This is a genomic window from Kineococcus siccus (genome assembly GCF_009906795.1).
Classification (GTDB): Bacteria; Actinomycetota; Actinomycetes; order Actinomycetales; family Kineococcaceae; genus Kineococcus; species Kineococcus siccus.
This window is the reverse complement of record NZ_JAAALN010000018.1, coordinates 1-23,962: the sequence shown is the minus strand read 5'-3', so window position 1 is coordinate 23,962 and position 23,962 is coordinate 1. Positions and strand designations below refer to the sequence as shown.

At 71.9% G+C, this 23,962-nt stretch carries 17 protein-coding genes; 6 read left to right on the top strand and 11 right to left on the bottom strand.

Features of this window, described 5'->3' with window-relative positions:
* Positions 1-510: 510 nt before the first annotated feature.
* The gene (locus GTR02_RS24890) at positions 511-753 is read right to left on the bottom strand and encodes a restriction endonuclease (RefSeq protein WP_420814689.1); all 243 of its coding nucleotides are present in this window, start codon (positions 751-753) and stop codon (positions 511-513) included.
* A gap of 493 nt (positions 754-1,246) precedes the next feature.
* Here GTR02_RS24890 and GTR02_RS04320 point away from each other — a divergent pair, with 493 nt between their 5' ends.
* Positions 1,247-1,813, top strand: a complete 567-nt coding sequence (locus GTR02_RS04320) for a hypothetical protein (protein ID WP_166606244.1) — start codon at positions 1,247-1,249, stop codon at positions 1,811-1,813.
* A 243-nt stretch (positions 1,814-2,056) separates the two neighbouring features.
* Here GTR02_RS04320 and GTR02_RS04315 read toward each other — a convergent pair whose 3' ends face one another.
* The 8 genes from GTR02_RS04315 to GTR02_RS04280 form a co-directional block, all read right to left on the bottom strand.
* Positions 2,057-2,542: a DUF4913 domain-containing protein gene (locus tag GTR02_RS04315; RefSeq protein ID WP_205708613.1), complete on the bottom strand. Its 486-nt coding sequence runs from the start codon at positions 2,540-2,542 to the stop codon at positions 2,057-2,059.
* Complete coding sequence (locus GTR02_RS04310) at positions 2,539-4,308, bottom strand: TraM recognition domain-containing protein (RefSeq protein WP_205708612.1); 1,770 nt, start codon at positions 4,306-4,308, stop codon at positions 2,539-2,541. Before GTR02_RS04310 ends, GTR02_RS04315 begins: the two co-directional genes overlap by 4 nt.
* The gene (locus GTR02_RS04305) at positions 4,305-5,564 is read right to left on the bottom strand and encodes a hypothetical protein (RefSeq protein ID WP_205708611.1); all 1,260 of its coding nucleotides are present in this window, start codon (positions 5,562-5,564) and stop codon (positions 4,305-4,307) included. Before GTR02_RS04305 ends, GTR02_RS04310 begins: the two co-directional genes overlap by 4 nt.
* A gap of 236 nt (positions 5,565-5,800) precedes the next feature.
* Positions 5,801-7,333, bottom strand: a complete 1,533-nt coding sequence (locus GTR02_RS04300; RefSeq protein ID WP_205708610.1) for an SCO6880 family protein — start codon at positions 7,331-7,333, stop codon at positions 5,801-5,803.
* Complete coding sequence (locus GTR02_RS04295; protein WP_166606243.1) at positions 7,330-8,385, bottom strand: hypothetical protein; 1,056 nt, start codon at positions 8,383-8,385, stop codon at positions 7,330-7,332. Before GTR02_RS04295 ends, GTR02_RS04300 begins: the two co-directional genes overlap by 4 nt.
* Before the next feature lie 113 nt (positions 8,386-8,498).
* On the bottom strand, positions 8,499-9,197 hold the full coding sequence (locus GTR02_RS04290; protein WP_476702875.1) for a DUF8175 domain-containg protein: 699 nt from the start codon (positions 9,195-9,197) through the stop codon (positions 8,499-8,501).
* A 158-nt stretch (positions 9,198-9,355) separates the two neighbouring features.
* On the bottom strand, positions 9,356-9,658 hold the full coding sequence (locus GTR02_RS04285) for a hypothetical protein (protein ID WP_166606251.1): 303 nt from the start codon (positions 9,656-9,658) through the stop codon (positions 9,356-9,358).
* Positions 9,658-10,071, bottom strand: a complete 414-nt coding sequence (locus tag GTR02_RS04280; RefSeq protein WP_166606241.1) for a hypothetical protein — start codon at positions 10,069-10,071, stop codon at positions 9,658-9,660. Before GTR02_RS04280 ends, GTR02_RS04285 begins: the two co-directional genes overlap by 1 nt.
* 734 nt (positions 10,072-10,805) lie before the next feature.
* On the opposite strand from GTR02_RS04280, the gene GTR02_RS04275 reads away from it, so the two are divergent.
* The 3 genes from GTR02_RS04275 (at position 10,806) to GTR02_RS04265 (ending at position 14,801) form a co-directional block, all read left to right on the top strand.
* Positions 10,806-12,044: a hypothetical protein gene (locus GTR02_RS04275; protein ID WP_166606240.1), complete on the top strand. Its 1,239-nt coding sequence runs from the start codon at positions 10,806-10,808 to the stop codon at positions 12,042-12,044.
* Between the two features lie 382 nt (positions 12,045-12,426).
* The gene (locus GTR02_RS04270; RefSeq protein ID WP_166606239.1) at positions 12,427-14,154 is read left to right on the top strand and encodes a hypothetical protein; all 1,728 of its coding nucleotides are present in this window, start codon (positions 12,427-12,429) and stop codon (positions 14,152-14,154) included.
* Between the two features lie 329 nt (positions 14,155-14,483).
* Positions 14,484-14,801, top strand: a complete 318-nt coding sequence (locus GTR02_RS04265; protein ID WP_166606238.1) for a hypothetical protein — start codon at positions 14,484-14,486, stop codon at positions 14,799-14,801.
* On the opposite strand, the gene GTR02_RS23655 is transcribed toward GTR02_RS04265, so the two are convergent.
* Both GTR02_RS23655 and GTR02_RS04255 read right to left on the bottom strand, forming a co-directional pair.
* Positions 14,798-15,190 carry an ANTAR domain-containing protein gene (locus GTR02_RS23655; RefSeq protein ID WP_166606237.1) on the bottom strand — a complete coding sequence of 131 codons (393 nt, stop codon included), beginning with the start codon at positions 15,188-15,190 and terminating at the stop codon, positions 14,798-14,800. The two genes, GTR02_RS04265 and GTR02_RS23655, sit on opposite strands and share 4 nt — an antisense overlap.
* Complete coding sequence (locus tag GTR02_RS04255) at positions 15,187-15,969, bottom strand: GAF domain-containing protein (protein ID WP_205708608.1); 783 nt, start codon at positions 15,967-15,969, stop codon at positions 15,187-15,189. The genes GTR02_RS23655 and GTR02_RS04255 overlap by 4 nt, the downstream gene beginning before the upstream one ends.
* Positions 15,970-16,348: 379 nt before the next feature.
* Between GTR02_RS04255 and GTR02_RS04250 the strand changes: the two genes are divergently transcribed.
* Both GTR02_RS04250 and GTR02_RS04245 read left to right on the top strand, forming a co-directional pair.
* Entirely contained in the window at positions 16,349-20,215 is a 3,867-nt protein-coding gene (locus GTR02_RS04250; RefSeq protein WP_166606235.1) for an EAL domain-containing protein, read from the top strand.
* A 324-nt stretch (positions 20,216-20,539) separates the two neighbouring features.
* Positions 20,540-23,752, top strand: coding sequence for a putative Ig domain-containing protein (locus GTR02_RS04245; protein ID WP_166606234.1), 3,213 nt, complete (start codon positions 20,540-20,542; stop codon positions 23,750-23,752).
* The last annotated feature ends 210 nt before the right edge of the window (positions 23,753-23,962 follow it).

Genomic DNA, 23,962 nt, shown 5'->3' with positions numbered 1-23,962 from the left:
ACCGGGCCGGCATCCCACCGTGACAGGCCCCTGCGAGGTGCGAGGTTCGTGGACGGATCAGCGTCGTTCGGGGCCTCCGAACGTTGACTGGTCTGAGTCTTGGCGCGCTTGGCTGCAGCTCGCACGAGGTCCCCCCTCGCCGCCCGAGGGAACCGCGTCCGCGCGGCCCAAGAACTCGGGTGTTACACAGCCAAGGACTCTGCCGCACCCAGCTACCCCTGGTACAGAGCCGGATTGGTGGACGACCGTGGCAAATCTCACCCGCCGAACTCGTAACGAAACAGCCCCCGGAAACGATGCGCGGAGAGGACATCACCCACACGGCGGCACCTGCACCCGTTCCTAGCCCGGCGGGCCAGACCAGCTGTTACACGCCAACCCGTCCGTGGGCTCGACCAGCTGGACACCAACCAGAAACCTTGTGGACACGTTACGCGGCAGCATCAACGCGACATGGTGCCGCGACGACGGGCCGGGCCAGGCGGTGACGCGGCCACTCGCTCGTGCGCGTCACATACACCGCGTGGTCGGCGCGGTGGTGGTGGAAGACGGTGCCGAGGAAGCGCTGGAGGTCGGGGGAGCTGACGGCGCGCCCGGCGTAGCGCATGCACTGCACTGCACCACCAGCAGCGACCCGTCGCCGGGGTGGCGTGCGGTGACGTCCGCCCCGAGGTCGCCCGCACCGCCGGAGACCGTCACCTCCCGCCAGCCGTCGCGTCGCAGCAGGCGCGCCACGAGCTGCTCGAACGCCAGCCCGGTCAGACCGTCGGTGGACGCGACCCGGCGCTCCAGCTCGGCCTGCCGGCGCGCACGCGCCCGGGCTCGCCGCGGACGAGTCGCTGCTCCTGGGACATGACCGGCGCCGAGTGCTCACCCGCGTCTCTCGGCACCGGGCAGCCCACAATTCGAGCCGCGGCCGCCGTCGCCTTCACCCGGACGGAGCAGAGGACCGCCTCAGCAAGCGGCCTCGCGATGGTTCGCCATTGGGGCCGACTGGACTCCGTACCCTCAGGCCGCTCGGTCGAGCGTCCTCGCACGTCCGCCGTATCGACGACGTCGCAATGCGATGAGTGACAGGCCGTCGCTGTCGCGGGAGGCGGTGCCGCGTACGGGTCGACCCGTCACCCGTTAGCGGACCCGCCTACCGGCACACGGTTGCGCATCAGCGCGAGGCGCCTGCACCGTCGGGCGCACCGCCCGTGGAAGCTTCTCCCGGCGGACTTCCTCGACGATGAGGTGACCGACCATGACTCCGCTTCACGCCCAACGTTCGCCCTCCAACATTCCCCGGCCGCGCCCGCGCCCCGACCCGACCCGGCTGCGGCCCGGCCTCCTGATGGTCGACCCGGTCGCCCCCCCGAAGCGCGCCGACCAGGCGTGGACGCGGCTGTGGCGCACCCTCGACGTCGTGCCCGCCTGGGCCTGGCGGACCGCCGCCTTCTACCTGGCCGGACGCTACCTCGTGCTGCTGGCGGCCGGGGCCGTTGTGCTGGCCAATCCCAGCGGCGCAGCTGCGCAGCTGCAGCCCTGGCGGGGGGTTGGTGAAGTCTCGCTGCTCCTCGACGGTCGCGGCGTCCTCCTGCCCGCGGTCCTGACCGCCGCTCTCGGCGCGGTGCTCGTGCTGCTCCTCGCCCACCTGCGCCTGTCCCACCTCAGCACACTCCCCGGGCGGGTCGGCGTCGCGGCCCCGGTCGCGCTGTCGGTGCTCACCGCTCTGCTCGTCACCACGCCCGGACGAGGACTCGCCGCGCTCAACATCGCGACAGGCGTCTTGCTGCTGCAGGCGCGACGCACCGGCCATCTCCGCGGCTGATGAATGCGATCGGGGCGCGTCGCCTCACCCTGGCACGGGCAGCGAACACGCGCGGCGTTCTGTACGAACGAGGTCGTGCAGCAAGACGTCGTCGCGAGCCTGCACTCGAGCAGGTAGTCGACGGCCTACAGCAGCCACAGCAGGTCCGCTCCGGGCCGACGACCGCGCCCCGCAGGTGCGATGTGGTCGTCCGGGGCGACCGCTGAGCGCACGATCCCAGCGGCGGACAAGACACACTCACCGTCAGGTTTCGGCCAGGTGGTCCGCCTCTCTCCCTTGGGCGGTCGGCAGTGAACTCAGTAGTTCGTGACGGGCCGCGGTGCACTGCGCGAAGGGACCCCGTGACCCGAGAAGGATCACGAAGTGGTGGTCGAGGTGGTCGCGCAACCAGACCGCCATACCGGTGTCGGGGTCGCGGCGGAGCGTCTCGAAGGCGTGCCACAGCGCGTCGAGGCGTACGACGGCCTCGGGGTGCTCACGCCAGCGTCGGCACCAGCGCCACTCCCCGCCGAGGGGGCGGGTGAACGTGGTGGCGAAGTAGTCCTCCACCCAGGCGTCCAGACCGCTGGCCCTTAGATCGTCCGGCGGCGGGGACTGCCCACCGACACCTGCGGGGTCGGGGAACAAAGCATCCAGCTCGTCGACGCGCAGCTCAAGGCGGGCGATGCGGGCGGCGGTCTCCTCCGCCGCCCAGTCGTGGTCGTCTCCGTACGCCGCATCGGTGCTCACCGCGAGACGCCCCCGACAGTGGCGGCGGTGGCCTCGGCGGTCGCAGCGGCTACGTCCCCGGCGCGCGAGCCTTGGTAGTAGGGCAGCAGTTCGAGGCGGCCGACGCGGAGCCCGGTGGCCAGCAGGAGGGCGTGCCCACGCGCCAGGGCGCGGACGTCCTCCGGCGGCAGGATGCGTTGGCGGCGCAACGAGGTTGACGTGGTGCGGCGCCGGTCGCCTTCGGAGAAGGAGCGGATGGTGACGTCGTGCTCGCCGATGAGGCGCGAGACGTCCTCGGCGAGCTTGGCGTCGTCGATGCCCGCGCCCAGGAGCTTCACCGTGGCCGCGGACCAGAGCGTGTCCATCCCGGCCTCACCCCAGACGCGTACGCCTTGGCGGTAGGACTGCAGGATCGTCAGCGGGACGATCCCGCGCGACCCGAGGTGGCTGTAGAGGTCGGGCAGGTCGGAGATGCGGCAGACGTTCGCGGCCTCGTCCAGGACGACGACCAGCGGCGGATCCAGACGCCCACCGCAGCGCTCCGCCGCGCGCACTCCGTCGCGCATCACCCGATCGGTGAGCGCCGCGACGAGTGGCCCAGCGGCCCCGGCGCCGTCCTTGGACAGCAGGTACAGCGTCTCGCGGGAGGTGGCGAAGGCCGTGGTATCGAGCTGGGGGAGCTCGCCGGCGGGTGGAGTGACCCACTCCATGATGCGGTCGTCACGCAGGCACTGGGCGGCGGTGCGCGCCGTCTCGTAGATGCCGTCGCGGGTCTCCGGGGCCCCGTGCTGACGACCGGTCAGGGAAGCAGCGACCGCCGGGTAGCCGTGCTCGCGCAGCAGAACGCCGGGCGTCGGAACGACGGGATCGTTGAGCCACTCGTAGACGTCGTGCAGAGAGCGCCGGGAGGTGGCGGCGGCGAGAAGGAGAGCGGTGAGCAGGTCCTGTGCAGCGGAGGACCAGAAGTCGCGGGCGGACTTCTCCGCGCGGACCTCCTGCACGAAGTGCCCAGCCAGGCGTGACGCTTCCTCGACGGAGTCGACGGCGGTCAGCGGGTTCCACCACCACGTCCGGGGCGAGTTGGTGATCGCCTGGGGATCGAAGGTCCACACCGCCTCGGAGGTGTCACGAGCTCGCACCGCGGCGGTCGCGGCCCACAGGTCGGCCTTGTTCGACGTGGCGACCACCGCGCCGGGAGCGTCGAGGACGGAGGGAACGGCGAGAGAGGTCGTCTTGCCGGCGCGGGGCGCCATGACGGCCAGGAGGACGTCCTCCCAGGAGGCCCTCACCGTCGTCGTCTCCCGTCGACGGGCCGGCGTGCCGGCGATCACACCCAAGGCGAGACCCGTCTCGGCCCCCGATGCGCCGCCGGGCAGGGACGGGCGCAACGCCTGAGCACGCGTCGTCGAGGCCGGTGTCAGGAGCACCGCGAGATCACGCGCCCCGGCCAGCCCGAAGGGACGCGCAGCGTTGGTCCGCCCGGCGCGCACCGCGGCGACCGTCACGCCGGCGACCCCTCCGACCGCGACCACGACGCCGGCCGTGACGGCGGCCCCGGGCACTCGCGGCCACGACGAGCCAGGGCCCTCCGTGACCAGTGCGTGGGCGAACTGCACGCCGAAGGCGGGACCGCGCCAGCCGTGCCCGGTGGCCCAGCTCGCCGTGGTCCCACCCAGCCAGGCAGCAGCGACGAGGGCCAGGCCGCCCCAGACGGTGGCGAGGAGAAGCATCGGGAACCGGCCCTCCGGGGGCAGGAGTCCGCCGGCGGGCTCGAGCGGGCGGGTCACAGGACCTCCCGAGAGGACGGCGCCGCGGGGCGCCGGTGGCTGGAGTCGGTGTCGTACAGGGCAGGCTCGTCGCCGACGAGTTCCATCTCCACGGGGATGCCGACTCGCTGACCTGTCTTGAGCAGGTACTTCCCTCGCCCGGGGTGGCGGGCGCCGGTCTGCCAGGACTCGGGTGCGGACCAGGACGAGACCATGGACACCTCGCGGCCGGACAGCGGCACGACGCGGGTCACCTCCTCGAGTTCGCGCGGGGGCAGGCCCGCAAGGACGGTGATGGCGTTGCGTTCGATGAACCCCCGAGCCTTGGCACGGTCCTCCTCGCTCGGCAGCGCAGAGAGGTCGTCGAGGGAGTGGGTGGCCATCGCGTGAGCGACGTCGCGCCCCCGGTAGACGCGGGTGAGGGCATCGGCGTGGTCGACGAGACCTGGGGCCCCGCGCAGTGCCCGCCACAGCTCGTCCATCACGGCGAAGTACCGTCGCCGCGGCGCGAGACCGGCCTCGGCCAGTGCGGTCGAGGCGTCGATGACGGCGAATCCGTACGACCACGTCGAGAGCATCGCGGCCGCGACGAGGGTGTCGCCCGAGGCGGCCACGGCAGAGATGTCCACGCTCACCGCCGGGGCGTCGAGGTCGATGGGGTGCGACGTCGGGCCGTCGAAGACGCCCTTCAGCGAGCCCTCGCACAACAGGTTGAGCGTCTGGCGGAGTTCTTTCGTCTCGGTGCGGTAGGCGGGCGCGTCGTCGACCTCGGCGGCAGCCACCAGCCGATCGGGAGCCTGCCGGATGACCCGCAGCACATCCGGGATCGTGGGGTCGACGCCCTCTGTCGCGCGTTCCGTCAGCAGGTCGACAGCGGCACCGAGCACGGTCTCCTCCCCGTTGGTCACCCGGGCGTGGCGGCGAACCAGCGAACACAGCGCAAGGGTGGCCGAGAGACGCCGCCCCCGAACCTCCAGGCGCAGGCGTTGGGCACCGGGGCCGGACATCCGGGCCAGTGCGGCGCCGAGCGGGCCGGCGTCCAGGGGGTTGATGCGGTCCAGGCCGCGCCCTACCCGAAGAACCTGCCCGCCGGCGGAATGCACGACAGCGGAGTAGTCGGGTTTCAGGTCACCGAGGAACAACGGTCGGACGCCGAACGCGAGCATCCCGCGTGAGAGACGTTTGAGCATCGCGGACTTCCCCGTGCCAGGCTGCCCGAGGACGGTGAGGCCGCGGTTGGTGACGAGCCCCGCGTCGAGCCAGGCGAAGGGGTCCATGCAGACCACCTCCCCCCACATCATGTGGCGGCCGACGGGAACTCCTACCGAGGGGGACCCGGAGCCGGCCACGAACGGGTACAGGCCGCACGCTTGCACCGTCGTGGCCTGGTACTCGGGTGCGGCCGCGACGTGGGCCAGGCGACCGGCGCGGGGTGCACGCCACCCCCAGGCGGGCGGGACCACGTCTCCAGCGGCGGGGGAGCGGCGCGGTGGGCGCATGAAGGCTCGTTGGATCATCGGGTGCTCCTGCCTGCGACGAACGGTGGGTAGATCCCCGCGGGAAGGGTGGTGGCGAAGCCGACCGACTGGGCGCCGAACATCCGGCGAACCTGGACCTTCGACTGGTCGGCACGGGCCTCCACATCAGCGACCGCTGCGGGGAGGTCGTCGGGGTCGGTGACGGTGATCGTCGCGTACAAGCTCATCAGGACGACTCCGGCGCCGAGCGCCTCCTCTCGGGCGGCGTTCTGAGCCTGCTCCTGGTCGGCTTGGTCTCGAGCGGTGGCGTCGCGTCCCTGACTTCGCCGATAGGCCTCGCGGAACGCGGCAGCGTTGACCTGTCCCTCGAGCAGCCGGGAGGCGGAGCCTGCGCTCAGCGGTTTGTAGAGCATCGTGACCCGCTTCGGGTACCGGGAGGGAGACATGAGTCGTACGAGGACGTTCGACGTCACCTGCTGGCGCGGCGCCTCGTGCCACGACCACGTGATCGAGGTTCCCGAGTCGTGGCGGTAGTGGTCCCACGCCTCCTCGGCGGCAACGGGTCCGGACGTCTCCCAGGACAAGGGGCCACCCTCCTCCACGGTCGTGCCGGCGCCGACGACGGACTCGACGTCACCACGTGAGGTGGGGTCGAAGGCGACGCGCACGCAACCGGCGAGCTCGGTCGCCGAGCACCGCGCGAGGACCGTCACCCCGCACTCGCTCAGGGCGGCCTCCATCCCGGACAAGGCGCGGGAGACCTCGGCGGCCTGGTCGGCGAGGTCGTCGAGCCGGTCACCGGCCCGAGACGGGTCGAAGGTGATGGACACCCGGGTGTCGACGTCGGCCGAGGCTGAGGGCGAGCCGTCGACCAGTTCGGCCATGAGGATCTGCGTGTCCCGTGGAGCTGATCCGTCGAGGCGCACGCCGACGTTGCGTGCCAGCGTCGACCCCGGCTCGGGCGCGGTGTCGACGGTGACGGCCACCCAGGCGACCAGCGGGTCGAAGCCTCGGGAGGCCAGCCAGGAGTGCCAGTTCGAGACCCAGGCGTCGGCGTCGGCGCCGTCGACGAGCCACGTCGACGTCGAGGCACACCTCAGCGTCGCGGTGAGCAGTCCCGATGAGCGATCGCGAACCAGGCCGAACCGCCCCCCGCGCCCGTCCTCGACGGAGAGCAGCTCCGTCGGGGCGAGCACTCCCGGCAGTTGCCAGGCCGAGGGGTGGTCACTGACGACTCCGGCTCGCAGGGAGGTGTAGCCGCGGGCGACAGCCCATCGCCACTGACAGCGCCGGATAACGAGGTGGCTGAACGGCACACCGTCGATGCGTGCGCAGGTGACGAGGGTGACGAGCGCGCAGGGGACCGCGAGGGTGAGGCCCGTCCGCACGTCGATCGCGAGACCGAGGAGCGGCACCACCGCACATCCCAGGACGATGAGGGTCGCGGTGGCGCCGAGACCGAAGAGTCCGATCCCGCGGGTTCGGCGCCAGCCCCCGTAGGTGCGGATGCCGCTCACGTCCTGAGCCTTGCGGCTGCTGGTGCCCGAGTGCCCGGTGACGGTGGTCATGCGCTGCGGTCCGTCCCTTCAGGTCGATCGGCGAGGGGGGCTGCGGCGCTACTGCCGGCCTGCTTGGTGACGTCCGCAGCGCGCCCGACCACGGCAGCGGCGACCCCGACGCCTCCTGCCGCCACGGAGGCGCCCGTCGTCGCTGCGGCTCCTGTCGGTGCACTGCCGAAACCGCCCAGGTCGCGGGAGATGCTCTGGGCCTGACCGGTGGCCGGCATGGCGCCCGCCGCCGTCGCTCCGGAACGAGAACGGGCGGCACCTGCTACCTGAACGCCGGCAGCCGCCGTGCCCATGGCGGCCGCCGCAGCGCCGCCCAGGCTGCCGGAGTGACCGGTGCTACCCGTCGCCCAGCTGAAGAGCTTCATGAGCACAGGGAGGGCCGCGACCGCCAGGACCATCATCGTCAACCCCACGATGACCGTCCTCGGGTCGGTCCCCTCCCCGGTCATCACCAGTGCCGTCGCGTAGACCAGTGCCGCAACCGGCTTGAAGCAGACGAGAGCGAGCATCCAGCTGATCAGCTTCATGAGCCACGGCCTGCCGAAGTTCGACGCGTTCCCAGCTGCCGCCAGGACCAGCGTTCCTGCCAGGACGACGACCGCGCCCTCACGGAAGATCATGAGCACGGCCTGGACCAGACCGGCCAGCATGGCCACCAGACCCAGGATGATGACGGCTCCGGCAGAGTTCACTCCGGTCAGACTGGCGAGCTGGATCAACCGGTCGGCCACCCGTCCGCTGGCCGCCTTGTCGAGCACGTAGAGGGAGAAGGCGTCACCCGCCTGGAGCGCGAGAGCCGGCGCCGTGATCCCGACGCCGGCCCAGAGTGCCAGGGTGAGCAGTCCGCGCCCGATGTCCAGCAGGGGATCGGCACGTCGAGTCAGGGCCATCCTCGCTCCCTGCCAGGTCACACTCCCTGCTGCCACGACGATCGCGAGCCACCAGACGTACTCCCGGAGCTGGACGGCGGGCGACTCCGCCAAGTCGATGGACGGGACCTCGAGCCACCAGCCCACGGTCGTCTTGATGATCCAGGTCGCGCCGTCGCGCATCGCGTCAGCGAACGCGCTCCCGGTGGAGGCCGTTGCGGCCGTGGCGGCAGAGCTGGCGAGACCGCCCACGAGGTCGGTCGCGCAACTCAGGGGCGTGGTCGGAGTGCAAGGCATCAGTGAGCCTCCAGCACAGCGGTCGGAGCCGCGGGTGAGAAGGGCACCATGTCCCCGGGGACGTGGGGCAGCTGGCTGAAGGCGGAGTTCCAGGTTCCCGTCGCCGGCGCCACGACCTTCCAGTCGCCCGCGCTCGCGCCTGCGCCTGTGCTGGTGCTGCGGGCGCGCGTCACGACGACGTCGAAGGCGAACGGCTGGAGGACGCCGCTCGCGTCGGGCGCCTGCTCGACGATCTGCACGGCGCGGTTGCCGTCGGGGAGGGAGGAGACGCGGTACCCCAGGAAGGCGGCGGCGCCGGCAGGCAGCGGCTCGCCCTCGCGGATACCCGCGACAGCGCCTGCCTCGTCGTAGTCACGGCGGACGGACTCAGTCAGCTGCGCGGCTGCGGGCCCCACCACCTGGTCCCGCAAGGTGGGGACGAACGACGACGGTCCCGGTGCGGCGCTTGCTCGGTAGACCAGGTGCAGTGCGGCGAGCGCCGCACCGAGGTCAGAGCCGTCGAAGCCCGCCGCTCGGTCCTCGTCCAGGGTCGTGGGGCCAGCTGCGGGCGAGACCGGGAACCAGACGCCGTCCACCTGTTGCCACTGCAGCTGCGTCGACGCCGGCGATGTGTGCACCGGTGGCGACGGACTCGGATGGGCGGCGTCCTCCCCGCCCGGGCGAAGGGCCACGACCGCTGCACTCAGGACGATGCACATCCCGGCCACCAACGCCCACCTGCGGCGACGCGTGCGCTGGGGGCGGCCGGGAGGTGCACCCGGTGTCCGGGCGTAGAGGGCCGCGACGTCTGCGTCAGTCATGGGACGCGACGGGCGTGGCGGAGACGCAGGTCGAAGCTGGATGACGCGGGCTGCCATCACGCCACCGTCGCCGACACGATGCTCGCGGAGAAGGACACCACGGTCAGGCCGGCAAGGACCCAGGGAATGCCAGAGGCTCCATCCGCCGCCATCGAAGAGCGGTTCCGTCGGCCGACAGCCATCATGATGCCGCAAGCGAGGAGGCCCACGATGCCGGCGATGAGTCCGCCCCACTTGGCCCAGCCGAGCAAGGTGGTCACCTTCTCGCCGACACCAGGGGGCGCGACGGCGGGCGGATCCGGGATCACGCCCTGGACGAGGGACAAGACGTCTCCGGCGTGCACGAGGTCGAGAAGCATCACAGTTCGACTCCTGTCGAAGGGTCCGCGGGCGGGGCCGCGGTCCCGGTGGATTGGCGGGACGTGAGATGTCGCAGCAGGTCCTCGACCGCTCGGTCGTAGCGCGAGGATCGCTGCGGTGGATCGCCCGCGTCGTAACGCCAACGAACGACGTGCGGTACCAGGACGATGTGGCGAACCACCGCTGCCAACAGGCGCAGCCTCGCTCGCGCCGCGACGGGTATCGGTCCGCGACCGTCCCGCGTCATGACGAGATACAGGTCGCTGCCATCCACGCCGGCGAGTTCCAGCTGATGGAGACAACGCACGGCCCTAGCCGTTCCCCACGTCGTGGCGCTGGCGACGACCACGAAGGCGAGCCCGGTCGTCGCCGTGTGCGACAACGACTGTGCCAGCGTCATCTCGGTCAGCACCGCACGTAGGCGTGCGTGTGTCGCCAGTGTGGTGGCGCCACAACCGCCGTGAGCCGGCACCAGGACGGCCAGCCGACCAGGTGCCTCGCTGGACGACGTACCGGCTTGCGCGGTCGGACTGGCTCTGGGACCGAGCGCGACGGCACCTGACTGCTTGATGTCGGTTGACACTGGACATGACCCCCAGCCACGTGAGTTGATACGCCGGACGCTAGCGGATGTTCCTCCGTTGTGTCACGGCCCGGCACGCCAGGCACCTACCGAGGCGAAGAACTGTGGACGGCATCACGTCCACAGCCCTGTGGACGAGCCCGGACGCGTCATCAGCAGACGACACCGGTCGCCGCGCGACCCCCGCATGCGGACGGCAGGTTCGATCGCCGGCCCGCCGAAACCGCCTACTCCCTAGATCAGGAGATCGACATGACACGCCACCCGGCCCCTACCGCTGACGCTGAGGTCGAACGCGCTCGTGCGCTGCTGACCAACTTGATCGAGAGTTGCTTCGACGCGGTCCAGCGCTTGATGTACATCGCCGCGTTGTCCCACCTCGAGGACGTTCGACCGCCACGGCCTCCGGCCAACGCTTCCGCGTTGACGGAGGCGCATCACGACATGCTGTCGGCCTGCGTGGGCGCTGTCTCTCGACTCACACGTCACCCGGATCCGCTCGAGCGCGGCCGGGCGGTCCGTGCGCTCAACGAGCTGACGGCGCGACTGCCGCGGACCGCGGTGTGAGCGCCGAGCTGGCCTCGGCGGAGGTGACGTACCGGCTGGCGCGACTCTCCCTGCGCAGCAGTGCGGTTGGACCGACATCCCGCGACGTCGACGCCGCCCTGCACGGGCGGGCAGCGACGTTCGCACTGGCTCGCCAGATGCTCGAGGACGTCGGCGGCCGGACTCCGACACGGGGTGTCGCGCTACGCGAAGGGATGGTGAGTGCCCGCCTCGGCCTCCAGATCGCACTACGCGACACGAGTGCGCCGATCGCCCGGGAGAGCCCGCTCGATGTCCACGTGTCTTCCCGTCCTGGCTCGCTGGCACGGGAGTGGGAGGCCATCGGCGGGCTCGCGACCGAGGCGCACCGTCACTGGACGAGCGCGGCTGACCGTCCCCGAGGTGACAGCGGGCGCGCTGCCGGCGGTGACGCCGCCGTGCTCGTGCTCTCGGCCGTCAATCTGGACGACGCGCTGCGCCGAGCCGCCCGTGACGCCGGGCGCCAGGACGTCGCCGAGGCGCTGGAACCAGGCGCTTCTGGAGCGCTGTCCTTCCACGCGGAACGACTGATGCGATGGTCACCGACAGGAGACTGGTCGGCCACTGCCAGGCCGAGGTTGAGCGACCTCCCCGTCATCCCTGTGTCGGGCACCCCGTCGCTGCATGCCGGCCTGCGGCGGCTCAACGACCAGCTCGACGCCGGCGCCGCCGTCAGCCCTCAGCACGTGGCGCTGTTGCTCAGCGCACAGGTGCGCATGAGCCTCTTCGTGGCGGAGGGAGCCCGAACCAGTGCACGCACTGCCGGCGATCCGCGCCTCGTCACGGCCAGCCGAGTCTTGTCGGACCACGCCCAACGCCTGGCGGAGGTGTGGTCACGCGACGACAACAACCTCCGGTCGCTGTTGTCGACCGATCCCCGTCCGGCGCTGCAAGCGGGGGAGTGCTGGCGCTACCTGCAGGGCCGACCGCACACACCTCCCGCGGACATCGAACGCCTAACGAGGGACATCAAGGGTCTCGTCCCACCTCTGCAGCGGGCAGTCGATCGTCAGGTCCGTGCGGGAGCGTGGGTCACGACGTCCATCGTCGAGGACCTACAGGGACGTCACGCTTGGCGGGCAGCGCGCGACCTGTATGCGCCACAGCTGAAGCGTGCCCTGTCCGCCTTCGTCGTCACGATGTCGGGCGACGCGTCTCGGCGTCGCGCGCCGTCCAACGCCTCCGTAATCAACGCTTCCCGCTTGGTCTCGCAGTGATCGACACTCGCGAGTGGGCCTGCGAGGAAAGCCTGCCCGTGTCGTCTTGCAGTGATGAGGCCCGCGTCGTCACTTCCGGCGCCCAACGCCGACGCTTCGACCACCTCGACGGCTTCGCCTCCCTCCGGCCAACCCTGCCGCAGAAGGCATGCAGTGGGCTGCGCCGTCAGCTGACTTTCGATCTCGGCCCCGCTGTGCGGACACCGAGCTCCTCGCGTACCTCCGCCCATCTGTCCAATCCCGTCCTGGAGAGCTGATGTTCACTCGACACCCCTCGTCGGCCGCCGGCCGCTTCGCACTGGCGCTGGCTGTCGCCGCTGGTGGAACAGCCACGTTGGCCGGCCCGGCGTCCGCCGCCGCCACTGACTCGAGGCCGGCCTACGTGTCGGCGGCCCAGCCCACGCCGAACTCCTCGCCGAGGAGACCAGAGGTCACGGACTTCAGGGAGAGTGCGACCTTCGACCGAGACGCTCCAGCGCCGACGGCGGCTGACCCCGGCGACCCAGAGGCGCTAGAGGCAGCGTGGGCGGCGATCAAGAAGCTGGTCACCGGCGACGAAGGGAGCGCGGGCCGGGCAATCGCCGACGACGAGGCAGCTGCGACCCGCGCTGATGACAGCACCGGTGCCGACACCGAAGACGGCGCCGTCCCTGGTACTGGGACGGATGAGGTGACGGGGTCGCTGCCCGGTCGGGCTGAGACCTGCGACAACCCCGCCCGGCTGAGCGAGATGGCCCGGCCGGCGAGGACCCTGGCCGCGACCGCGGCCCTGAGCGCCGCGGAGGAGGGCGTACAGGTGCACGAGGCGTTGCCGTCGGACTGCTTCACCGACTCCCTCGGTGTGGGTACCCACCTGACCTACGGCGACACCCCCTACGCCAAGCAGGACATGGTGCGCGCCCGGCTGCAGGAGCTGGGCTTCCGGCACCTGCGCGATGGGTGGGGCACCGGCTCCGAGGCCGCCAGCGCTTTCGTCGAGGACGACCTGGCCCCGCTGGGCATCGGCATCACGATGGTGCAGGACCCCCGCCAGAACGCCGACCCCGAAGCGCTGAAGGACATGGTCAAGGAGCAGCTGCCCACCGCGATCGACGCAGTCGAGGGCCGCAACGAGCACGACCTCGCGGGTGGAGACTGGGCGAGCGAGACCCGCGAGTGGACTCGACAGGTCGCCGAGGCCTACGACGGTGACGCCGCGACCAAGGACATCCCGATCCTCGCCCCCTCCCTGGCGGACACCAACACCACCGCGAAGTACGAGGCCCTGGGCGACCTGAGTGACTGGGTGGACTACGGCGTCGCGCACGACTACCCCGGCAATCAGTGGGTGATGAACGAGTCGATCACCGACACCGTGCTGAAGAACAACCAGATCACCGCCGGCGACGTCCCGGTGCAGGTCACCGAGACCGGCTACACCAACGGCTCCGCAGGCGGCGGCTACCCCGGCACCCCCGAAGCGCAGGTCGCCGAGCAGCTGCCGAAGCTGTTCCTGGACCACTTCCGGCAGGGCATCGCCCGCACCTTCACCTACGAGCTGCTCGACGAGAAGGACGACGGCTCCTTCGAGGGGTCCTTCGGCCTAGTCAACAACGACGGCAGCCCCAAGCCTGCCTTCGGGGCGCTCTCGGAGCTGGTGGCGTTGACCACCGACCCTGGCGAGGGCGCCGGTGATGTCGACGGGTCGCTGACTTACCACCTCGACGGTGTCGATGAGGACACCCGCACGTTGCTGCTCGCGCAGCGCGACGGGTCCTTCGTGCTGGCCGTGTGGCAGCAAGAGCCGACTTGGGACGGGTCCACGGCCCGCACCCTGGCCGCCCGGCAGATGACCCTCACCCTCGACCAGGCCGCTGACGTCAGGGTCGACGACCTCGATGGCGACGGCGAAGCGGTCAGCGAAACTGAGGACACGACGGAGGTGCTCTTCAGGGTGCAGGACGGGGTCAGTGTGCTCACCATCACTCCCCCGTCCGTTGGATCGAGCACCGACTATTCGGCGCAGGGTGAGGGAAGCTTGACGAGCGCAGGGAGCTCGCCCCCCATGCCCCCCTCCGCGGCTTCGCTCAGGGCTGCCCGCCTGGCCAACCGAGACGTCGAGCTGGAGTGACCGCCCAGCTCGATGTGATCCGGGGACCATCCTCGAGCTGGGCGGGGTGGGATCAGGGAGGGGGCGAAGCCTGCTGACTTCGCGGTCTGGAGCAGCTGAAGTCGGATGACCAGACCCGGCGCAGCGGCGAGGCGAGTCCCTGACCAACGCAGGGCGCTACCAGATGCGCCTCACGCGCTCAGGCCGCGACGACTGCGCTGGGGGCCAGCGATGCGCGCTTCTGCGTTAACGCGGCTGCGCGGACCTCCCGAGTGGCCCAAGGGTCGCTCCGCCGATGACCACTCCAGATCGCACTGCGTGATCCACCTGAGCCGTCTACGGTGCGGCTGGTGAAGCCGGAAGCGCCATGGGGTGGCGTGCCATCGGAGGTCGCGGTCGCTGTGGCGTCGTTCTTGCGCGCCCGTCTGGGGGAGGCCGAGCGCTGGGGCGGGGTGAGCGCTAGGCGGTCAGCGGACTGGAGGGATCAGCTCGCGCTGATCCGCGAGTGGGAGCAGGCCAGTGCACGGGGACGCCGCGTCACCGCGGACAACCTGGCTCTCACGATGCTGGCCTCGGCGGCCCGCTACCGCACGCATCGCGGCTACGACCCCGCTTGGGATGCCTGGACGCCGTTCGGCGACCTCGATCCCCAGCGGAGGCAGCGCTAGCTCGGCTCATCCGAGGCGGCGGTCGCGCGCGTGGGTCGCCGCGGGAGCACCACGGTGAGCGCGTCCATCAGCTCAGCCGGTAGAGGGCGACCAGTAGCGGCGCAGTTGGTGATCTCCTCGGCGACGTCGCGCACCTTGCGGTTGGTGTGCTGGGACACCGAGCGCAGGGCCTGGAAGCCCAGATCGGCGTCGCAGGGCATCAGCAACATGATCATCCCGACGGCGTGCTCGATGCGGGGCCGGTTCGCCAGTGCGGTCGTCAGGTGCTCGACGCGTTCTTCGAGCTCGGCCACTTGTGCGGCCAGGTCCTCGATGGTCCGCCGGGCCGGGGGCCGCAGCGGGGGCATCTCGCCTGGCGAGGGGTGCTCGGGTACCTGCCGCACGGTCACGCGCGAAGCTCCGTCGGGTCGACGTCACCGACGACGATGGCGTGGGCGAGTGCGTCCAGCGTCTGCCCGCTTGCGACGGCGCGCCCGCGGAGGGTGGCGAGGGCGTCGTCATGCGCCAGGCCCAGGACGAGGTTGATCATCCCGACCGCGACCCACACCTCGCGCCGGCGGCGCGCGGGTGCGGCGTCCAGCCACGCCGGTGAGCCCTCGGCGGCCGCGAGGGCCTCTGGGTGGCCGCTGTCGAGAGTCGTGAGGAGCCGCTGGGCGATGACCTCAGCGATCATCTGCGCAGCGATGACGTCGTGCGCTCCCATCCGCTGCGGCCGCCGGTCGTAGAGGTCCATCACCCCGAACGGCACGCTCCCCTCGCGCAAGGGCACCGACAAGCCAGCCTTGAAGGGTGTCCTCTGATGGTGCAGAGGGGCGAGCGCCGGCCACCGGTCCGTCATGATCGTCGCGTCGACGGTGACAGGGCGTCCGGTGCTCATGGCCTCGAAGCACGGTCCCTCCCCGATGGTGAACTGCAGACGCTCCGCGACCGCCGCGCGGCGGTCGCTGGCCCCCAGAGGCAGCCGAACCCCGGAGAGGTCGTCGATGCACACGGCCGCCCCGTCGACACCCAGAGAGCGCGCCGCGGCCCGGCTCAGCAGTGAGGGCAGCTCCGCGTCGCCGACGCAGCCCGCCTCGGTACGGCACAACCGCGTGAAGGTGTCGAGGACCGGTAACACCCGGCCTCGAGCCAGGTCGCCGGACTGATGCCAAGCCTCCGCTGACGACACGGCGTGCCTCCGAGGTCGGTGCCGACGAGCTCAGCCGAGGTTGGACCGCCGTCTGCTGGATCATCATGGCCTGGAGGTCGTGGACACGCACACCGCAGGTCTCTGAGTTGTGAGGCACTCCTCGCACAGGTCGCAGGCGTCTGGGACGGTCGAAGGTGCCGGAACGTGGACGAAACCGCAACCGGTGACTGGGTTCAGCACGGCAGCCCGGGGGCGGCTCGCGGTTCCCCGCAGGTTGCCGCGAGCTGTCCGGGCCGCCGACGACGTGGTGGTGAGTCGGCATCGTCCCGGCGCCGACTCACCAGGCGGGACGCTTTGCACGGGCTCGACGAGTTGAGGCTTCATTCAGTCCGGTGCTCAACGCGCCGATGCAGACGACATGGAGACCGTTCAGCTGGTCGGGGAGCGCCCACCTCTGCAGCGCGCGGCGGCCGCCGCGCTGACGTGGGCGCAGCGTCACCCCGCGGCCGTGAGTGCGCTCTTCGCGGTGCTGTTCGCAGCGGCGGTCGTCGTGGGCCGGGCGACGCGTCCGGGAGGAATGCCGTTGGCGCTGGTCTGGCCGGCCGGCGCCGTGGGCATGCTGTGGTTGGCCGCCTCGTGGCACCGGCGCAAGCACGTGGTCGTCGACGCCGCGGTGCTGACGGTCCTGGCCGCAGCGCTCAACGCCGCCACGGGTGCGCCTTGGCTGCTCGCCGCGGTCTACGGCGCGGGTTCGGGCGCGCAAGCGGTGCTGGGCTGTGCGCTCATGCGTCGGCTGCAGCGGCGGCGGGGCTGCACGCCTTGGCGCTTGCGGCGCTCGGCGGACCTGGGGGCGCTGCTCATCGCTTCCTACAGTGGCGCGGTCGCGCCAGCGCTGCTCGGCTCGATCGCGCTGTCCGTCTCCGGAGGGGCGGGCTCGGTGCCGGTCCTCTTCGTCGCCTGGGTGATGCGGGTAGGTACGAGCGCCTTCGTCCTGACTGCCCTCGCCGTCCGTCTGCTGGACCCGGACGTGCCGCGCATCGTCCGCAGCTGGCGTGAGGCCATGGAGATGCTCACGTCCAGCGTGGTGACCGGCGCGGCCTACGTGGCGGTGTTCGCCCTCAACGTGCACCTGCCGCTCGCGTTCCTGCTGGTGCCGCTGAGCCTCTGGGTGGCGCTGCGCTTCTCCACCACCTTCGCCGCCTGCTACCCGGTCGTCGTGGGCGTCTTCGTCGTCGTGGCCACGCTCGCCGGGCGCGGGCCCTTCACGATGGAGTCCGTGGTGGTGCGGGTCCTGCTGGCCCAGGCCTTCGTCGCGGTCATCGCGGTCGTCTCCCTCGTCCTCGCCCTGCATCGCGACGAGCGACAGGTGCTGGTGGTCGAGGCGCGGCACGCCCATCAGCGCGCCGACGAGCAGGCCACGCTGCTGCGCACGATCATCGACACCACGCGAGACGGGCTGAGCGTCTTCGACGCCGCCGGCCACGTCATCCTGCGCAACCCGGCGGCTCTGGAGCTGTTCGGGCCCACGCCGACGGGGGTGCCGCGTGAGGAGTGGGACCAGCACTACGGCGTGTGCACCCCGGACGGGACGGTCGTCGACGTCGACGACCTGCCGTTGGCGCGGGCCTTGGGTGGCGTCGCCGTGCCGGGCGTCGACCTGCTGGTCAGGACCGCGCACCGGCCGCAGGGACGCGTGCTGCACATGAGCGCTCACCCGATGCCGCCGGCCCCTGGCGCGGGCTGGAACGGGGGCGCGGTGATGGCGTTCCACGACGTGACCGAGGCCCGCGCCGCCGCCGCGGAGGTCGAGCGAGCGCACGACCTGCTGAGCAGCGTGCTGGACGCCGCGACCGACCTGGCCATCATCGCCACCGACCTGAGCGGCCGCGTCACCGTCTTCAGCGCGGGGGCGGAGCAGATGCTCGGCTACCGCGCTGAGGAGGTGCTGGGCCGCACTCCGTGGTTCCTGCACACCGCCGAGGACCTGGAGGAGATGGCGCGGGCCTCCGGGCTCGACGTCCCCACGCTGCTCGCCGCCACGGACGCCGACCGCGCCGAAGGCAGCAGCCCCGCCGGGCCGCCCCTCGACATCGAAGGTGTCCTGCCCGGCTCAGGGCCGCTGACGCGGCAGAGCACGCTGCTCGCCCGCGACGGGCGAGCCGTGCCGGTCATCACCGCGCACTCCGCCATGCGCGACGGCACGGGTCAGCTGACCGGTTTCATGGCCACCTCCCGCGACATCTCCGACCAGCTGGCCGCGCAAGCCGACCTGGCCGACTCCGAGACGCGCTTCCGTCTCGCCTTCGACACCGCCCCGATGGGCATGATGATGCTCGCCCTGAGCCCCGGTGCGGCCGGCAACGTGCTTCGGGTGAACAGCTCGCTGTGCGGGTTGCTGGGCTACGACGAACTGGCGCTGCTCACCATGAACGTGGCCGATCTCCTCCACCCGGACGACGTCGACGACCCGGCCGCCGGACCGTCGGAGCACGCGGGCGAGGACCACGACGCCACGCGTGTCGACACGCGGTACCTCCACGCCGACGGACACACCGTCTGGGTCCGGGTGAGCACCACGACCGTCCGCCCGCACGACTGGGAGCCCTACTCCCTGGCGCTGATCGAGGACATCACAGCCCGCAAGCAGGCCGAGCAGGCCCTCACGCACCAGGCGCTGCACGACGCCCTCACCGGACTGCCGAACCGCACCCTCTTCTCCGACCGCCTGCAGCATGCCCTGGCGGCCGCGGGGCGAACCGGTGAGCGGGTGGGCGTGCTCTTCCTGGATCTGGACGGGTTCAAGGCCGTCAACGACTCCGCCGGACACGCCGCCGGCGATGAGCTGCTGCGTCAGGTTTCCACCCGCCTGCATGCCTGCCTCCGTCCCGGCGACACGCTCGCCCGCCTCGGCGGTGACGAGTTCGCCATCGTGTGTCCGGGCATGAGCTCCGCGGGCGTCGGCGGCGACACGGACGCCGACTCGGCTTCCGACGCCAGCAAGAACCTGCGCGTCGTGGCCGAGCGCATGCTCAGCGCGTTGCGCGTTCCGGTGGAACTCGTCTCCGGCACCTTCGTCGTCGGCGCCAGCATCGGCCTCAGCGTCGCCGACTCCGCGACCACCGACCTGGTCACCGCGGCCGAGCGGGTGCTCAGCGCGGCCGACGAGGCCATGTACGGCGCGAAGCGGGCAGGGAAGAACCGGGCGCACACCGCTGAGGGCGAGGAGCACGCTCGCGGCGCTCGCCTCGCCAGGCTGCTGCCCGAACTGACCCGGGCTCTCGCCTGCGACGAGCTCGTGCTGCACGGACAGCCGGTGCTCGACCTGGTCACCGGACGCCCAGTGGCGGTGGAGACCCTCATCCGCTGGCAGCACCCCACCCGGGGGCTGCTGTCCCCCGCGGAGTTCCTCGACGTCGCCGAGGCCAGCCCGCTCATGGTCGGGATCGGCCGCCGGGTCCTCGAGGAGTCGTGCCGGATGGCCGCCGCCTGGTCGGAGACCCTCGGCCCCGCCGCACCGGACGTGCACGTCAACGTCTCCGGCCGGCAACTGGAAGCGGGCAACCTCTACGGCGACGTCATCAGCGCGCTGAAGCGGCACGGCCTGCCCGGTCACCGCGTGGTGCTGGAACTGACCGAGACGCACATGCCGCAGATCGCGCACTCCCTGCGCGCGGACCTGCAGCGCCTGCGCGCCCGGGGCGTGCGCATCGCCATCGACGATGTCGGGACGGGGTACTCCAGTCTGACTCGCCTGACCGAACTCCCGGTGGACATCCTCAAGATCGACCTGAGCTTCGTCGCTGGCCTCGGCATCGATGCCAGCTGCGACGCGGTCGTGCGCGCCATCCTGAGCATCGGTCAGGCGCTCGGCCTGTCGGTGGTCGCCGAGGGGGTGGAGACCCCGCAGCAGGCGGAGCTCCTGCGCCGCTACGGCTGTGACACCGTGCAGGGGTACCTGTACAGCCCGCCGCGCCCCGAGGGCGCCCTCGTGCAGCACCTCCAGGCGGCACCAGGACCCCTCGTCACCGGTGATGTTTTTCGGGACGCCGCCACACCGCTCGCCTTGGCGTGCCACGACGTCGTGGCCGGGTGCCGGCGGACCTTTCAGGGCACCGCTCAGGAGATCCTGGAGGCCGTGGCCGACCACGCCCACCGCAGCCACGACCTTCCTGAACTTTCCCGTGAGCTGCAGCAGGTCGTCCTGCTGGCTATGCGCCCTGCCGGCAGCTCACCCCTCAAGTCGGCGATCGCCCGGCCGATGACGAAGAGCGAGGCCGTGACGTGAACCGTCGAGGTGAGCACGGGTCAAGCAGTCGGCCCCTGTTACGGGAGCGTGAAGGGGAACTAGGTGGACGTCCGTCGTCGGAGCGAGGGATCCGCGTCTGCCGACGGCCGCTCCTGGACGCGGCGACGTGTCGTGCTCGTCGCGCTCAGCGCTGTCCTGGCTCTGGCCCTTCCCGCCTTCGGTGCGGGACCCGCCGTCGCCGCGCCGGCTCCGGCTCCGGCTCCGCCGGGACCCTTCCTCCTCTCGACCCTCGCCGGTCGGGGGACGGGTGGCGTGGCGACGGAGGGACCTGCGGCCTCCTCCTTCTTGAAGCTCCCGTTCGCTGTGGCGACCGACTCCGCCGGCAACGTGTTCATCGCCGACCGGGACAACGCCCGCATCGAGCGCGTCGACGCGGTCACGGGACTGCTGACGTTCGTCGCGGGCACCGGGACGGCCGGTCCTCCCTCTCCGGGGGCGTTGGCCACCGCTTCGAGCCTGAGCAACCCGATCGGCATTGCCCTGGACCCGGCCGGCAACCTCTTCATCGCTGATGACGCCAACCGGCGGGTCGAGCGGGTCGACGCGACCACGAAGGTCCTCACGGTCGTGGCGGGCACGGGGGCCACCGCGGTACCCGTCGAGGGCACGGCCACCGCGTCGCCGTTCCTCTCCCCGTTCGGCGTCGCCGCCGACGCCGCCGGCAACGTCTTCATCGCCGACCGCAACGCGCACCGGGTGCTGAAGGTCGACCCCGCAGGCCAGCTCAGCTTCGTGGCCGGGACGGGGGCGCCGGGACCGGTCCAGCCCGGTCCCGCGGCGCGGTCGCCGTTGAACACTCCCAACGGGCTCGCGGTCGACGCGGCCGGAAACCTGTTCGTCGCGCTGCGCAACAACCACCAGGTCGCTCGGATCGACGCGGTCACGGGCGTGTTGAGCGTCGTCGCCGGCGCCGGTTCGGCGGGCGTCTCCACCGATGTCCCGGCTACTGCCGCCCTCCTCCGAGAGCCGACGGGTGTCGCCGTCGACGCCCGCGGCAACGTGTTCATCGCCGACCGCAGCAACAACCGCATCGTCGTGGTCGACCACAGCAGCGGCTACCTCAGCACGGTCGCGGGCAACGGCTCGTCCGGTGCGGTCACGCCCGGCCCGGCCACGTCGTCGGCGCTGCGGATCCCGCTCGGCGTCGCCGTCACGGGGACGGGGACGGCTTACATCGCCGACCAGAACAACCACCAGGTGCAGAAGCTGTCGTTACCACCGACCACGACGCCCGCCCGCATGACCTCGGGCGCAGCGCCCGCGACCGCGACGGTGGGCACCCCGTACACGCACACGTTCACCGGCACGGGAGACCCCGCGCCGACGTTCCGCGTGACCAGCGGCGCCCTCCCCGCGGGACTCACCCTCGACCCCGTCACCGGGACCCTCAGCGGAACTCCGACCATCGCCCAGAGCGCCGCGGCCACGGTCGTCGCGGGCAACTTCGTGGGCGACGAGGGTCAGACGGTGAGCATCGTCGTGTCATCCGCACCGGCAGCGCCGGTGTTCACCTCAGCGGCGCCGCCGGCCGCGACCGTCGGCGCGGCCTACGCTCACACCTTCACGGCGGCCGGGTACCCGGCGCCGACGTTCCGCGTGAGCAACGGGGCGCTCCCGCCCGGGCTGACCCTGAACGGCAGCACGGGCGTGCTGGACGGAACTGCAACGTCGGCGGGAACGACGGCGTTCACGGTCAGCGCTGGCAACGGTGTCGGCGCCGACGCCGACCAGGCGGTCAACGCCACCGTCGTCTTCGCTCCTCAGGCGCCGGCCTTCACGTCCGCGGTCCCACCCGCCGCGACCGTCGGGATCGCGTACGCCCAGACCGTCACCGCGACCGGGTACCCGGCACCGACCCTCCAGGTGATCAGCGGCGGCCTCCCGGTCGGTCTCAGCCTGGACCCCGTCAGCGGACTCATCAGCGGGAGCCCGACCACGGCGGGGCCCGCGACGTTCACCGTGCGAGCCGAGAACGCCTCCGGAACCGCCGACCAGGCCGTCGCCCTTGAGGTCGCTCCTGCACCGGTGGCGCCCGCGTTTACCGCCGTGAGCCCGCCCGCCGGCACCGTCGACCAGCCCTACGCCTACACAATCGCGGCGACCGGGGTCCCCACCGTCAGCTACACGATCACCGCCGGGGCCCTGCCGCCCGGCCTCGGGCTGGACCGCGTGACCGGAGCTCTGACCGGAACTCCCACGGTCGCCGGTGCGTACCGGGTCGTCGTCGCCGCCGCCAACGGGGTCGCGCCGCCCGCCACCGCGGCGGTCACCATCGTCGTCGCCCCCGCGCCGCGAACGCCCGGCACCGTGCCCGGCAACCCCACGGACGTCCAGGTGACCGGATTGGGCACCACGGCGCGCGTCACCTTCCTTCCCCCCACCGACGCCGGGTCGGGCCCCGTCACCGGCTACCGCGTGAGCGTCACCGGAGCGAGCCTGGCCGCGCCCGTCGTCGCCACGGGGAGCACCAGCCCCGTGCTGGTGGCCGGCCTGACGGCGGGGCAGACGTACCTCGTGACCGTCACTGCCGTCAACGCCGCCGGCCGCGGCCTGCCGTCCGCCCCCGTGCAGACGACCTGGGCGGCCCCGCCCGCGCCATCCCAGGTGGTGCGCGTCAGCGACCTCGCGCCGCAGACGGGGCTCCCCTCGGTCACGGCGATCTTCTTCCCCGCCGGCACTCGTGTCCCGGCTGCCGTGCTCGCCACGTCCGGTAGTCACGCGGACTCCCTCGCGGGGGCTCGCCTCGCATCCGCCGTCGGCGGACCCTTGCTGCTGACCGGTGGCACCGCCCTCGACGCCACCGTCGTCGCCGAGCTGCGTCGCCTCCTCGCGCCTGGCGGCCGCGTCTACGTCCTGGGCGACGTCCACGCGCTGTCGCCCACCGTCCGCGACGCCCTCACGCGCGAGGCTGGGTACGACGTCGTCCGCCTGGGCGGTGCGGACCGGTACGAGACGGCTGCGCGCATCAGCGCAGCCGTCCTGAGCGCTGACCCGAACCCCGCCGCGCCGGTCTACCTGGCGTCCGCGGCGGACTTCCCGGACGGGCTGGCTGCGGCCGCTCTCGCCGGGTCCACCGGCGGTGTCGTGCTGCTCACGGCCGGCAAGCAGCTGCCGGCGGCCACGGAGGCCTACCTCACGGCCCACGACCCCACCGGGGCCCGCACCACCACCGTCGGCGGCGCCGCGGCGGCCGCCTACCCGCGGGCGGGGACGTCCATCGTGGGTGTGGACCGCTACGCCACCGCGAGCCTGGTCGCCCGTCGCTTCACCCGACCCGCCAGCCTGGGCATCGCCTCCGGCGAGGACTGGCGAACCGCCGCGACCGGAGCCGCGGCCATGAGCGGCCGCGGCGAACCGCTGCTCTTCACCGGTCCCGCCGTCCTCGCCCCAGCCACCGGTGCTGCGCTGCGGACGGGCAGTCGCGTCAGCCGCGTGTGGGTCTTCGGCAGCAGCACCGTCATCTCCCCGCGGACCGTGGACACGATCGGCGCCCTGCTGACGACGCGCCTCACGTGATGCCGTGGACACCGGACCAGTGGGTGCTCGGGAGTCAGCGCCCGCCAGCTTCGGGCTCGACGTGCGGGGGGAAGCGTGTCGGACCGGCCTCGGGTGGCCGGGGGCGGTCCTGGCGGTGCAGGCGGACGGCGATGACGGCCACGTCGTCCTCGGGGTGCGGGGGCAGCAGGCGCTGCAGCAGCCCGTCGACGAGGGTGTCGAGGTCGACGC

Coding starts and splice junctions, on each gene's coding strand:
- GTR02_RS04285 (WP_166606251.1), bottom strand. CDS start 9,658: ATGCTTCTCGACCTCGTGCACGCCGGAGACGTCTTGTCCCTCGTCCAG.
- GTR02_RS04295 (WP_166606243.1), bottom strand. CDS start 8,385: ATGCGCGACGGCGCGACCTGGATCATCAAGACGACCGTGGGCTGGTGG.
- GTR02_RS04300 (WP_205708610.1), bottom strand. CDS start 7,333: ATGACCACCGTCACCGGGCACTCGGGCACCAGCAGCCGCAAGGCTCAG.
- GTR02_RS04290 (WP_476702875.1), bottom strand. CDS start 9,197: ATGTGCATCGTCCTGAGTGCAGCGGTCGTGGCCCTTCGCCCGGGCGGG.
- GTR02_RS04320 (WP_166606244.1), top strand. CDS start 1,247: ATGACTCCGCTTCACGCCCAACGTTCGCCCTCCAACATTCCCCGGCCG.
- GTR02_RS04250 (WP_166606235.1), top strand. CDS start 16,349: ATGGAGACCGTTCAGCTGGTCGGGGAGCGCCCACCTCTGCAGCGCGCG.
- GTR02_RS04305 (WP_205708611.1), bottom strand. CDS start 5,564: ATGGACCCCTTCGCCTGGCTCGACGCGGGGCTCGTCACCAACCGCGGC.